We start from the raw sequence: 12,104 nt of genomic DNA, 5'->3' as shown, positions 1-12,104 counted from the left end.
AGAAGTGGTTGCGTCGCTTAGGACGCAGGAACGGGATTGAGGAAGGTAATTACTTGGGACCAGACGGAGTTCAGGCGAGCCATGAAGGTCTCGGCGTCGTAGTGACGCATCTGCAGGAACACCCCATCCATGAGGCAAAGGAAGAAATTGCAGAAGTCATCCGCATTGCCAGGGGCAAAGGACCCGTCCGCACAGCCAGTGGTGTAGGCGTCGTGGATCAGATCGCGCAATCGCTCCTCGGCCGTGATAAAGGCCCCGGAAACGACGCCTTGGATTTCCGTGGGCGTTGCCACCAAATGACGCAGGTGGAAGGCAAACAGGGCCGGACGGCTCAGATAGAACTCGCCAATGCCGAACAGGATTTGATGGAGACGCTCGGCCGGCGATCGGTCGGCTCCGGCGTGGGCAAACTGTTCAAAGAACTCTCCATACTCGACCTGGGATTGCCTGTAGACCTCCAGGTAAAGCTCTTCCTTGTTAGGAAAATGGGCATAGATCGAGGGGGCCTTGATCCCCACCGCAACGGCGATCGACTTGAGCGTGGTTTCGGTGTAGCCATCGCGGCTGAACAGCTCAAACGCAGTATCAAGGACCTTCTGCTTGCTCATCAATTCTTCCTAACGAGTATTAGTTAGGTAGAACACTAAGGGGAGAATTGAGACCAGGTCAATAGATTACGAAGGCTCGATACGCGGACAGCATTGCATTTGGCCGTACAGGTTTTGGAACGCGACGGCCTGATGCGTGTGGACATAGCAAGACAATCCACCAGCATGGCAACGATGATGCTGAAGTGCATAGTCGCGTTTGCCCAGGAGGGGTATCCCCGCCAGACTCATGTCCATCAGCAAGGTGTTGACGTCCAACCCAACGAAGGCAATGTACACGCCGGCTCCACTGCTGAAGGTGAAGTCGCCATCGATTGGATGGCGGTTGGCCATTGGTCGCACGGCTATGCGAACACGTCAAGAAGTGAAAAGCACGCGGAGAAAAGTCGGAAACCAATTTCGACAAACCTGATAGTCCAGTCACCGATTCAACGATATTTCCGGCCGGCTGAGGTCTTTCCACGACAAAATGCAGAGGTCAACGAGCGATCACCCATCTCAAATGGTCAACTCGTCCGCTGCGTTTATTCCCTGTTGCTTTCAGCGATTGAGGAAGGTAATTACTTGGGACCAGACGGAGTTCAGGCGAGCCATGAAGGTCTCGGCGTCGTAGTGACGCATCTGCAGGAACACCCCATCCATGAGGCAAAGGAAGAAATTGCAGAAGTCATCCGCATTGCCAGGGGCAAAGGACCCGTCCGCACAGCCAGTGGTGTAGGCGTCGTGGATCAGATCGCGCAATCGCTCCTCGGCCGTGATAAAGGCCCCGGAAACGACGCCTTGGATTTCCGTGGGCGTTGCCACCAAATGACGCAGGTGGAAGGCAAACAGGGCCGGACGGCTCAGATAGAACTCGCCAATGCCGAACAGGATTTGATGGAGACGCTCGGCCGGCGATCGGTCGGCTCCGGCGTGGGCAAACTGTTCAAAGAACTCTCCATACTCGACCTGGGATTGCCTGTAGACCTCCAGGTAAAGCTCTTCCTTGTTAGGAAAATGGGCATAGATCGAGGGGGCCTTGATCCCCACCGCAACGGCGATCGACTTGAGCGTGGTTTCGGTGTAGCCATCGCGGCTGAACAGCTCAAACGCAGTATCAAGGACCTTTTGCTTGCTCATCAATTCTTCCTAACGGGGAATAGCTCAATTGAACTGTAAGGCCAAAACAATAGTCCGACTTAATCGGAGTCGGGCACTTTCACTGTTGATTCACTTGCAATTACTTCCTTGCTTGAAACTGCCAGACAGGATCGCCAGCCAGATGGCATGCCGGGGTACCCACATGCTCGAGTACTTAGCAAGTATCACCATATGGTTCGCTGGAACCGATCGACGTGTCGATCATGACGGCCCAGAGCGCCGAGGATGTACGTCGCAGGCCTACTCTCTGCACCGCAGGCAACGGTCATGTTTGTCACGTCTGGGCCACTGTAAGTCTGGGTCCAACATCTCAACCGCACAATCACGTTTACAGCGATCGCGGTTTTCACGAGCATGCCGCATTTGATGTTCCACCAGATCGCCACAGGGATTGAGCCGCGGTGTTGACCGTGATCGGCTGATCATAGGCATGCGAATGCCGGCGTCAACGATTTCTAGTTGAGGTTTCAAGCACGTTCCGACCCACGAAAATTCGTGGAGAAGCGCACATCATCCCGCTTACCCGAATCTTGACGCGGACCCGTCAACGATCAGTGCATATACGCGTAGATCGCGCCTGCGTAGCCTGCCGGCAAACCGGTACCCGCTGCCCAACAGGTCATGACCTCAATCGTTTCGGCCATGCTTAGACGCTGCAACTCAGTTGCCCCCAGCTCGGGGCCGTTCGGTTCAGACCCAGCAGCAACACCTCTGCCAACCCGCAAATTCAATGCACCATTTGCTAGCAGCATGGCGATCTCCACCGTGTAGTGGCCATTTTCCAATCGCATGGTTTGCACATAGCGCGTTTCCGGATCGTCATCCTGAACAACCATGAAGTCGCCAACACCAGGAAGGCCTTCGATGAGCTCGACCAGGTGACCGATACCTTGCAAGTCTTCCCACTCCGACGCGTCTCCGTTGATCGACGTGTACCAGCAAAGCGGTATTTCCGGTTGAGGATCAGCAAGCAACTCGTTCCATGCCAACGCATCAATCCAAGTTCCCGGTGCAACGGTCGTGATATCCAATGATTCAGTCATGACTTGACACTACAGATCCCCTCCGACAATAACTCCGTTGCTGAGCAGGATCCGGATGGGCCCACCGGTGGGGCCCCTCGGCGGTCCGTGTGCCCTGCCCGTGGATCTCTTCGTAGGGCATGCAGAGCACCGTTTCCGCGGGGTCGACTCTCAGTCTCCGACGCCGGCGGCGAGATCTTGCCCGGTAAGTGTTGAGCGGTCCGCGACAAACTGCGCCAATGTTCCGCGGAAAGTGATGTTGCCACATTCTCAGCCGGCAATTTTGCCCTGCAGCGACACTCATCTTCAACCCCGACCCAATCTATATGCAGAGAATTTTGCGGTCGCAAAACCTATTGCATCCCCGTTGGTTCGTCTGGCAGGCTGGGGCCATCAATGGAACGCACGACAAGGAGAGACGATGGAATTCCAGCAGGGACAGGAAATTATCCTCGGGGATCTACCCAAGGGCATCACATTGGCCAGCGAAGCCATGGGAAACAAGACATGGAACGTACTCGGGCACACCTACCTCTCAAAGGTGGAAAGCGCCTCAAGCTTTGCGTGGCTTTCCATGGATCCGTCAGGCACCGGCGTTCCCCCGCATGTGCACCCCACGCAGGATGAACACATCTACATCATGGAAGGCGTCTATACCCTCTACCTCGATGGGGAATGGACAACCGCGGGGCCAGGCGACACCGTGCGCATGCCCATGGGACTCCCGCACGCGTACTACAACAAGCATGAAACGCCGGCAAAGTCACTCTTCTGGGTCAGCCCCGCCGGACAGCTCTCCACTCTCTTCGACGAACTGCACAACCTTACGGATCCCGAGGAAGTCGTTCGCCTCTCGGCACTCCGGGATGTCAATTTCCTGCCACCGGGTTCCGTTCCCGGAGCTTAATAGCCGCCCTGCCCGGTGGGGAGTCTGGCCGCAGATGCGGTTGGAACTCCCCACCAAACTTTTCAGCCAAGGAGTGTAAGTTGAACGGCCGCACCCTGAAATCGGAGACGCTGTCCTACGGAACCGATGAAGCGCAGAACCTGGCATTCTCATGGCCCGCGGATGTCGCATCCCCGCGGGGCATCGTGGCACTGATCCACGGCGGCTACTGGCGCTCGAACCTGCACGCGTCGCTCATGGAACCGCTGGCGGCCTCGCTGCTGGAAAACGGATGGGCAGTTGCCAATATCGAGTACCGCCGCGGAGCCTTTGGCCGATGGCCCGCACCCCTGGAGGACTGCCGCAAGGCGATGGGCCTGATTGAAACCGCAAAGCGGGAGAGTTCAATCCAGGGCCCAATCATAAGCATCGGCCATTCGGTCGGCGGCCAGTTGGCCATCCTCACCGCCAATCTGGCAGATGCCGTGGTGGCGCTGGCTCCGGTCACCGACGCCGAGCGGACGTACGCCGAGGCCTTGGGCGAGAACGCGGCCCACGAATACTTCAGGACCTCCCCCGCAGAAACACCCGGAATCTACCGGCAGGCCTCAGCCGTGCGGCAGCTGCCGATTCGCACCCGGACGCTTCTCATACACGGGGCCAACGACTCACGCGTTCCCATCGGACACTCGCTGGATTACACGCGTGCGGCGCAGGCGGCCGGTTCGCCGGTCTATCTACGCGAGTACGAAGAGCTCGGCCACCTTGAAGACATCGATCCGTTGGCCCCTCACTGGCCCGATGTGCTCACGTGGATTGCGGGCGTTTCACCATCCGAGTCAGACGGAGCCACCGGCGAACAGGAGTGGGTCTAGCGCCAGCGCAGGCGTGTTTCCGTGCTGCTGGCCTTGCATGTGTAGGTCTTGCCGTTCTTTTTGCCAATGCCCGTCATGCCCGCATCTGCCTTGGCGCAGTATGCGCCGGGCGAGACCTGCTTGGCGTTCGCCGCATTCGTCGATGGAGCCTTGGCCGGAGTGGCATTGCTTGTCGACGGGGCCACCGCCGGAGCCTTGCCGGACAGCTTGATCGGTGTGACGGCAGCGGTTTTTTGCGTCGGGCAAGCCTGCAGAACGCGCTTCATGGCGTCCTTCTCCGCCGCGGTAACGGACAGCGCGTACTTCTTCTTGACGCCGATCTGCGTGGCCACATACTGGCAACGGAAGGCCTTGTTCGTGGGCAGCCATTCGGCGGCATTGTCATCGCCCTTGGAGCGGTTTGCCGATGCCTGTGAAGCCATGAGGTTCAAGGGATCGTTCGCCACGGCAACACGCTGCACTTGGGACATTTTTTGCCCGCCGGAGATCCACACGTTCTTCAGTGCAACCACGTGGTCAATGTCGACGGAGCCGCTATTGACCTTCCAATTGATGGTGGTGCCGGTGTAGGAATCCTTCAGGGTGCCCGAGGCAAGCTGGCAATTCCGGCTGTCCTTGTACTTCACTTCGTACATGTCGCGCTTAAGCGTGTCTTGGCGCTCATCGCACTTGTTGCCGTCGGAGTCCTTCCATCCGTTGCCGAATTTTGCGTTGCGGTCATACCCGGTGGCGGCGGCCTTGCCCTTGACGGGAAGCGAGTTCAGGGTGGTCAGAGCGCTTGGTCCGTTGAGCTTCGCGCCCGGTACGACCATCGCATTTGGAGCGGAAGCCACGGACCCGGATACCGCCGGCGCCTGGATGGCGTTCAAATTGCCTGGATCCGCAACCAGCGAACCTGTCGTGAGGAAAACGGACAGCATGAGGTAAGTCAGGAATTTCAAGATGCTCTTTCAGGATGAATCAACAAGGCACAGTGCCGAAGATCCATCAAAGCATGGATGCCCCACCGATTGGTCACGAACCGCCCCAATCCCGGCCGCGAAACCCAATTGCTCCGTTTGGGCCCGCCGGACAATATCGATCGACAAATGACAGACCATGGCGCTCCCATCCGGCCACTGCCAAGGGGGTGGGAACAGGTGCACGAGGATTTTGCGCAAGGTGCGACGGCAGTCCTACTGATCGCTCCGGCCGGATCCACCCTTGCGCGGCTGAACTTTCGGCTGACCACCAGCCGGGAATTGGCCGGGGCGCTGCCAGACCCAAGGCGCATCGACGACAGACCGTCCTGCGATCACTCGTGGGAGCAGTCAACTTTCTGGGCACCACCGGTTGGCCCAAAGGGCATGCGGAGGCAGGGTTCAACTCGGTTCACTTCACCGAACGCGCTCGACGCATCAACGTCACACTCGTCGGGTTGGTGCTTTCCGCAGTGGCCACACACCTGGCAACTGCGTACGTGCGGCTTGGCGAGGGCCTGCCCTCCACCAAGGATGAGCGCCTCCACGAGCTCCAACGACAGGAACTCGGCCTCTACGCCCCCGGGCACATGGATGGGACCCAGCGGTTCGCCCTTCGCCAAATCATGCCCTCGCCACTGGGAGCTCTTGGGTCCCGCCGATCGGGCGTTCCCGGCCGGGCTGCTGGATGCCCCGCTGCAGAGCGAACCGTGAAACCGCCGATTCGTGCCTGGTCGGCTCGCCAAGTGGAGCCCGCCGCTGCAAATGATGATTGGAAAGGATAGAGGCAGGTCCGGAACCGTCGATTCATGAGGGGTTATCGGAGCCTCCCGGCTTGGCGGGACTGCGGCCTGGGTGCCCCCCCGGACAGATAAGCCCCGGACGTTGTCAACCATCCATCACCACCGCCAGCCTTCCCCGTGGCCGGAATGAGACTTTTTATGTCCCCATCGGTCTGGTTCCCCATCGGTCAAGACGTGGACAATGGCTACGTCACCCATGCGGAAACGGAGCCTTATTGATGAGCGAACGAACGGATCCACGGCGAAACCTGCATGCCTGCTTCGCTGCCGCCACCGGCTTCAGGGGTTCAGAGGCAAAGGCCTGACTTCCACTATGAGCACCGGGATTTGGAAGATTCTTTCCAACCCGTCGGGCACCCGCCCAACGGGCCCCATGCCAGCGCCCAGAGACAGGCGGGAAAGTGATTCAGTTGTCCATTCGATTTCACCAATCAGCCCGATAGCTGGTTGGCCGTTGATCGGGAAAAGGACCCCGGGTCTACTTGTAGGGAGGAAAAGCGGTGTGCCGCAAGTCACACCACCCTCCCGTTCATCCGATCCCAACCGCGAGGAGACCGTCGTGGCAACTACCACGGCCATCGGCTGTAGCGTCACCAAGACCAGCACGCCAAGCAGCCGACGCAACTGGGGCATTGTTCTCATGCTCTTGATTTTCTCGATGCTCAATTTTGCCGACAAGGCAGCAATCGGATTGGCCAGCAAGCCGATCCGGGAAAGCATGGACCTGAGCGCAAGCCAGTACGGCCTGCTGTCCAGCGCATTCTTCTGGCTCTTTGCCCTCGGAGCCGTGGTGCTAACTGCGGTATTCCGAAAAATCTCCTACAACTGGGCCGTCGGCATCCTCATGATCACCTGGATCCTGACGATGCTGCCGCTGACCACGCAAACCACGTTTGGCGTCCTGCTGGCCAGCCGCATCGCCCTCGGATTCTTCGAAGGCCCCGCGCATGCCCTGTGCCAGTCGATTGTTCACAGCCTGTTCCCGGCCGAGAAGCGAGCCGCCGCCGGTGCCGTGGTCACCGCCGGGACGTCGCTTGGCCCGCTGATCGCAGCCCCGGTACTGACCTGGATCATCCTGACATGGGACTGGCATGCGTCGTTCATCTTCCTGATCGGCGTCAGCCTGGCGTGGACCGCCGCTTGGTTCTTGTTCTCCGACCGCCTTCCGTTCAGGAAGCGCATTGAAACCGCCGCAGAGAAACTGGCCACGGTCGACCCCAACGGCGACATCGTTGTTCCCTTCTACCGACTGCTGATGCTTCCAAGCTTCTGGGGACTGGCACTGCTTTCGTTTGCCGGGTATCTGATCACCTCACTGAAGGTCACGTGGCTGCCCGCATTCATGAACGAAGGCCTGGGCTACTCGATGGAAACCGTCGGCATGCTGGTAGCCATGCCGTACGTTGCTGCCATGGCGATCCTGCTCGGCGCTGGAGCACTCTCCGGCTGGATGCTCAAGCGCGGATTCTCCTCCCGGGTGGCGCGCTCCTTCCTCACCGCGACCTGCCTGCTGTTCGCCGGCGTCTCCATGATCGCCTTCACCCAGGTCCCAGCTGGTCCGCTGCAACTGGTTCTCGTGGTCGGCGCCTTCTCCATCAATTCCGTTGCCTTCGCGATTGGCTTCGCCGGCGCCTCCGACTTCCTGCCCGCCCACCAGCGTGCGGCATTCTTCGGCTGCATCATCGCCGCATACTCGGTGGCGGGAATGGTCGCGCCCTACGCGCTGGGCCTCATTGTTGAGAACGCAGCAACCCCCGCCGAGGGGTATGCCAACGGGTTCCTCATCGTCGGCATCGTCATCTGCGTCTTCGGCGTTGCCGGCGGCCTGATGCTGGATCCCACCAAGGCCCGGGCCCGGCTCCTGGAGCTCACCGCGATCCACGCCGTGCGCAAGCAGGCATCCGAGGATGCGGGAACCTCTCGCTGAGCCGCTTCAAGCTCATGAGGTCCAACTTAAATATGTTGATGGCCACTGTGCCCAGATCCGGGAGGATCTGGGTACAGTGGCCATCAAGCGCGGGAACGCCCGAATACCCAACCAGGCCTAGCCTGTACCGCCAGCCCTGCAGCCTCCGGCCTCGTCGACACAGACGCCCCGGCCGACAAAATCTTGGCCGCGCCCCGCGAGCGCACCTCCACGCGGCTCCCCCGCCTGCGTTGCCTCCACCACGCCAGGCCTTGCGTTTCTCGGTTCACAAAGCAGAACATTTCACTCTCTTGACGCGAGTCGAGATAGTGATACGCTATTTTCATGGCTTGCCCGCACGCACAGACGCCCGAGGGCGCCCGCGAAATCGAAGACTCCGTCCGCACCGACTTCCGCAACACCATGTCGTATGGAAGCTACCTGGACCTGGAGCGCATCCTTTCGGCACAGCATCCGGTCAGCGTCCCGGAGCACCACGATGAAATGCTCTTCATCATCCAGCACCAAACCAGCGAACTGTGGCTCAAGTTGATGCTGCATGAGCTTGTGGAATCCCGCCGGCTGATGGACAACAACGAAATGGGCAAGGCATTGAAATGCCTGGCACGCGTCAAGCACATCCAAAAGACGCTCACCGAGCAGTGGTCGGTCCTGGCCACGCTGACCCCTCGCGAGTACGCGCAGTTCCGCGACTCGCTCGGATCGTCTTCCGGATTCCAGTCCTTCCAGTACCGCGCCGTTGAATTCATCCTCGGCAACAAGCACGAAGGCATGCTCAAGGTCTTCGAATCGGACCCCGCCGCACACGAGCTGCTGTCCAGGTTGCTGCGCGAACCCACCGTCTACGATGCTTTCCTTCACGCGCTTTCCCGTGCCGGCTATGCCATTCCCGAAGACATCCTCAACCGCGACGTCACCAAGCCGTGGGTGTTCCACGAGGCGCTGGTTCCCGTCTTCAAGGACATCTACGAATCCGACGACACCACCTGGAGCCTTTACCAGGCGTGTGAAGACCTGGTGGATCTCGAGGACAACTTCCAGGCCTGGCGCTTCCGCCACATGCGCGTGGTGCAGCGGACCATCGGCTTCAAGAAGGGCACCGGAGGCTCCTCGGGAGTCGACTTCCTCAAGCGCGCACTGGACCTCACCTTCTTCCCGGAACTCTTTGCGGTCCGCACGGAAATCGGCAAGTAGTCCCCGCCCCTCATGAACCCGGCACTCGATGACCTGGACGCCCGCCCCGGCAGCACCACCTCACTGGTTCGCACCATCGTGGGTTTGTACATCCGTGAGCTTGGCGGCTGGATTTCCTCCACGCACCTCATCTCTCTCATGGACACGCTGGGCACCAGCGCCCAGGTCACCCGGACCGCCATAACGCGGCTCAAGAAGAAGGGGATCCTTGAGCCGCGCGCCGTGGACGGTGTACTCGGGTTCGCTCTCACCGATGCCGGCGAACGCATCCTTGCCCGGGGCGACCGCCGGATCTTCGAGCCGCGCTCCATGGAGCCCGGGGACCCCTGGTGCCTGCTTTCGTATTCGGTCCCCGAGGCAGAACGCGAAAGACGCCACCAGCTCCGCCGGCACCTCCAAGGAATCGGCGGTGGGTTGGTTGCCCCCGGATTGTGGATCTTCCCCGAATACCTGCGCGCCGAACTCTGGGAAATCCTGCAAGCACTGGAATTGCAGGACCACGCAACGGTCTTCGTGTCGCAAAGCCCGGAGATCACCGGAAGCATGCGTGATGCGGCCTCAACCTGGTGGGATCTCGAGTCGCTGGCGGCCTTGCACCACGCATTTATCGCCCTTAACCATGCTGTCCCCGAATCCGGGGCCCCCGAGGCATCGGAAAGTTTCGCGACGTATGTGCGCGCCATCGATTCCTGGCGAACCATCCCCTACCTTGATCCAGGCCTGCCTCCGCAGTGCCTGCCCGAGAAATGGCCCGGCCGTGACAGTGCAGGACTTTTCCTACGCATTCAGGCGAGCCATGCGAGTCCGGCGCGGGGCTTCGTCCAGGCGCTCCGCTAAGAACTGAAAGGCCACGGGTTTTATCCCCAAACCCCTTGGCTGAGACACGCTGTAGGCGCATTCTGTAATCAACCGAAAGGTTGATAAAGAAAGAAGTTGAATACGTGTCGTTCGATGAGCACGCTCTTGACCGGGCCTTCATGGCCCTCGCCGATCCCACCAGACGGCAAATCATAGCCAGGCTTTCCCGGGGCCCGGCCACACTCAACGAGCTCGCCGAACCGTTCGAAATGACCAAACAGGCGATTTCGAAGCACATTCAGGTGCTCGAGCGGGCAGAGCTCGTCACTCGCACCCGCGAGGCACAGCGCCGGCCGGTCCACCTGAATCCAGCCCTCCTGGCCGAGCTAGCCGGATGGATAGACCAATATCGACTGGTTGCGGAACGCAAGTTCAGCCGTCTCGACGCCATCTTGAAGAATCAATCCGCGTCCAACGGATAACCCAACGAAAGTCTCGTCATGAGCAACGCATTGAAACTCAGCATCCCCGAAGGAAAGCCGTTCATCGATTTCACACGTGAATTCGACTTTCCCGTTGCCGCAGTGTTCGAAGCACACCGCGACCCCGAGCTGGTCGCCCAGTGGCTGGGGCCGGACGGCATGCAAATGGAAATCGACCACTACGATTTCCGCACCGGCGGTTCCTACAAGTACTCCCACTCCGACGGTTCGGGGACGTACGGGTTCACCGGCGTCTTCCACACCGTGCGCGAGAATGAATTCGCCCTGCAGACCTTCGAGTTTGACGGTTACCCGGATATTGTCGCCATGGACTACATGCGCTTCGAGCCCCTCGACGGCAACCGCTGCAGGCTGGTTGGCCACTCCGTGTATCCCACGCAAGAGGCACGCGACGGCATGGCGGCCGCGGGCATGGAACGGGGAATATCGGAAGGCTACGAGCGCCTCGAGGGCATCCTCGCCGCTCGGGGCTAGCTGATTCCACAAGGTCAAAAGGGTCCGTCAGCGCACGCAGCGGAATCCGATATGCGTGGTTGCCGAGTCCGGTGTTTGCGCCGACCTCGCTGCGGGGCGGTACCTGTGGCAGTACTCCGGTGCGCACAGATGCGACCCTCCCTTGAGGACCAGCTGAACCGCGGATTCGCTCCCGGGCTTGGAGCTCGGCCCGCAGCCGCAGCCGCACCCGGCTTTTGCCTGCTCAAGTTTTTTCCGGTGGTCGGGGGTGAAGGGCGAGTTGGTCCACTCCCACACGTTCCCGCACATGTCGTAAAGCCCGAACCCGTTGGCGGCAAAGCTGCCGACCACGGAGGTGCCCGCAAAGCCGTTCGCTCCCGTGTTCCGGTAGGGGAAAGTTCCCTGCCAGATGTTGGCTTGCAGGTTGTTCGGGTCAGGTTCGGCGTTGCCCCATGAATAGATGGCTCCAGCCAAGCCTCCCCGTGCCGCGTACTCGAATTCGGCCTCGGTCGGCAATCGTTTTCCGGACCACGCCGCGTAAGCCGCGGCGTCCTCGTGCGCGACCTGGACCACGGGGTGGTTTTCCTTGCCCGCAAGATCGGACGCCGGGCCGAATGGTCGGCGCCAGTCGGCCCCCGGCACCCATTGCCACCAGGCACGCCAGTTGCCCAGGTCCACGGGCCCGTCGGTCGGGGTGAAAACCAGTGAGCCCGGTGCCCTGTCGACCTCGGACAGCTGGGGGAATTCGGTGCTGTCAAGGGTTCGCTCGGCCACCGTGACATAGCCCGAGTCCGCGACGAACCGGGCAAATTGGGCGTTGGTCACCGGATGCACATCAATCTCGAAGGCCGCCACGGTGACCCTGTGCACCGGCGCTTCCTCCGGGTAGAAGTCCTCGGATCCCATCAGGAAGCTGGCGCCAGGAAGGCCCAACAT

13 protein-coding genes are annotated in these 12,104 nt (G+C 60.3%); 7 read left to right on the top strand and 6 right to left on the bottom strand.

Annotated elements, in window-relative coordinates:
• Positions 1-17: 17 nt before the first annotated feature.
• From ACIQLF_RS18840 to ACIQLF_RS18825, 4 genes are all read right to left on the bottom strand, one after another.
• The gene (locus tag ACIQLF_RS18840; RefSeq protein WP_400301891.1) at positions 18-608 is read right to left on the bottom strand and encodes a TetR/AcrR family transcriptional regulator; all 591 of its coding nucleotides are present in this window, start codon (positions 606-608) and stop codon (positions 18-20) included.
• Positions 609-674: 66 nt separating this feature from the next.
• A complete protein-coding gene (locus tag ACIQLF_RS18835; protein WP_400301888.1) occupies positions 675-941 on the bottom strand; it encodes a hypothetical protein in 267 nt (88 codons plus the stop codon).
• 207 nt (positions 942-1,148) lie between these two features.
• The gene (locus ACIQLF_RS18830) at positions 1,149-1,727 is read right to left on the bottom strand and encodes a TetR/AcrR family transcriptional regulator (protein WP_400301885.1); all 579 of its coding nucleotides are present in this window, start codon (positions 1,725-1,727) and stop codon (positions 1,149-1,151) included.
• Positions 1,728-2,299: 572 nt separating this feature from the next.
• Entirely contained in the window at positions 2,300-2,791 is a 492-nt protein-coding gene (locus tag ACIQLF_RS18825; RefSeq protein WP_400301883.1) for a hypothetical protein, read from the bottom strand.
• Positions 2,792-3,191: 400 nt separating this feature from the next.
• Here ACIQLF_RS18825 and ACIQLF_RS18820 point away from each other — a divergent pair, with 400 nt between their 5' ends.
• Positions 3,192-3,677, top strand: coding sequence for a cupin domain-containing protein (locus ACIQLF_RS18820; protein ID WP_400301880.1), 486 nt, complete (start codon positions 3,192-3,194; stop codon positions 3,675-3,677).
• A gap of 80 nt (positions 3,678-3,757) precedes the next feature.
• Positions 3,758-4,531, top strand: coding sequence for an alpha/beta hydrolase (locus ACIQLF_RS18815; protein WP_400301877.1), 774 nt, complete (start codon positions 3,758-3,760; stop codon positions 4,529-4,531).
• Here ACIQLF_RS18815 and ACIQLF_RS18810 read toward each other — a convergent pair.
• On the bottom strand, positions 4,528-5,472 hold the full coding sequence (locus ACIQLF_RS18810; protein ID WP_400301874.1) for an HNH endonuclease family protein: 945 nt from the start codon (positions 5,470-5,472) through the stop codon (positions 4,528-4,530). The genes ACIQLF_RS18815 and ACIQLF_RS18810 overlap by 4 nt on opposite strands.
• 1,380 nt (positions 5,473-6,852) lie before the next feature.
• Between ACIQLF_RS18810 and ACIQLF_RS18805 the strand changes: the two genes are divergently transcribed.
• From ACIQLF_RS18805 to ACIQLF_RS18785, 5 genes are all read left to right on the top strand, one after another.
• Positions 6,853-8,220, top strand: coding sequence for an MFS transporter (locus ACIQLF_RS18805; protein ID WP_400301871.1), 1,368 nt, complete (start codon positions 6,853-6,855; stop codon positions 8,218-8,220).
• Between the two features lie 324 nt (positions 8,221-8,544).
• Positions 8,545-9,414 carry a tryptophan 2,3-dioxygenase gene (gene kynA / locus ACIQLF_RS18800; RefSeq protein WP_400301868.1) on the top strand — a complete coding sequence of 290 codons (870 nt, stop codon included), beginning with the start codon at positions 8,545-8,547 and terminating at the stop codon, positions 9,412-9,414.
• A gap of 12 nt (positions 9,415-9,426) precedes the next feature.
• On the top strand, positions 9,427-10,251 hold the full coding sequence (locus ACIQLF_RS18795) for a PaaX family transcriptional regulator C-terminal domain-containing protein (protein ID WP_400301865.1): 825 nt from the start codon (positions 9,427-9,429) through the stop codon (positions 10,249-10,251).
• A gap of 104 nt (positions 10,252-10,355) precedes the next feature.
• The gene (locus ACIQLF_RS18790) at positions 10,356-10,694 is read left to right on the top strand and encodes an ArsR/SmtB family transcription factor (protein ID WP_400301863.1); all 339 of its coding nucleotides are present in this window, start codon (positions 10,356-10,358) and stop codon (positions 10,692-10,694) included.
• Between the two features lie 18 nt (positions 10,695-10,712).
• Positions 10,713-11,189, top strand: coding sequence for an SRPBCC family protein (locus ACIQLF_RS18785; RefSeq protein WP_400301860.1), 477 nt, complete (start codon positions 10,713-10,715; stop codon positions 11,187-11,189).
• 27 nt (positions 11,190-11,216) lie between these two features.
• On the opposite strand, the gene ACIQLF_RS18780 is transcribed toward ACIQLF_RS18785, so the two are convergent.
• Entirely contained in the window at positions 11,217-12,104 is an 888-nt protein-coding gene (locus ACIQLF_RS18780) for a formylglycine-generating enzyme family protein (protein ID WP_400301857.1), read from the bottom strand.

This window comes from Paeniglutamicibacter sp. NPDC091659 (assembly GCF_044756805.1).
Classification (GTDB): domain Bacteria; phylum Actinomycetota; class Actinomycetes; order Actinomycetales; family Micrococcaceae; genus Paeniglutamicibacter.
This window is presented reverse-complemented; position numbering and strand designations above follow the sequence as displayed.

What these genes read in the sequence shown, in the direction of transcription:
- kynA (WP_400301868.1), top strand. Translation starts at nt 8,545, where the DNA reads ATGGCTTGCCCGCACGCACAGACGCCCGAGGGCGCCCGCGAAATCGAA.
- ACIQLF_RS18785 (WP_400301860.1), top strand. Translation starts at nt 10,713, where the DNA reads ATGAGCAACGCATTGAAACTCAGCATCCCCGAAGGAAAGCCGTTCATC.
- ACIQLF_RS18825 (WP_400301883.1), bottom strand. Translation starts at nt 2,791, where the DNA reads ATGACTGAATCATTGGATATCACGACCGTTGCACCGGGAACTTGGATT.
- ACIQLF_RS18835 (WP_400301888.1), bottom strand. Translation starts at nt 941, where the DNA reads ATGGCCAACCGCCATCCAATCGATGGCGACTTCACCTTCAGCAGTGGA.
- ACIQLF_RS18795 (WP_400301865.1), top strand. Translation starts at nt 9,427, where the DNA reads ATGAACCCGGCACTCGATGACCTGGACGCCCGCCCCGGCAGCACCACC.
- ACIQLF_RS18820 (WP_400301880.1), top strand. Translation starts at nt 3,192, where the DNA reads ATGGAATTCCAGCAGGGACAGGAAATTATCCTCGGGGATCTACCCAAG.
- ACIQLF_RS18780 (WP_400301857.1), bottom strand. Translation starts at nt 12,104, where the DNA reads ATGTTGGGCCTTCCTGGCGCCAGCTTCCTGATGGGATCCGAGGACTTC.
- ACIQLF_RS18830 (WP_400301885.1), bottom strand. Translation starts at nt 1,727, where the DNA reads ATGAGCAAGCAAAAGGTCCTTGATACTGCGTTTGAGCTGTTCAGCCGC.
- ACIQLF_RS18840 (WP_400301891.1), bottom strand. Translation starts at nt 608, where the DNA reads ATGAGCAAGCAGAAGGTCCTTGATACTGCGTTTGAGCTGTTCAGCCGC.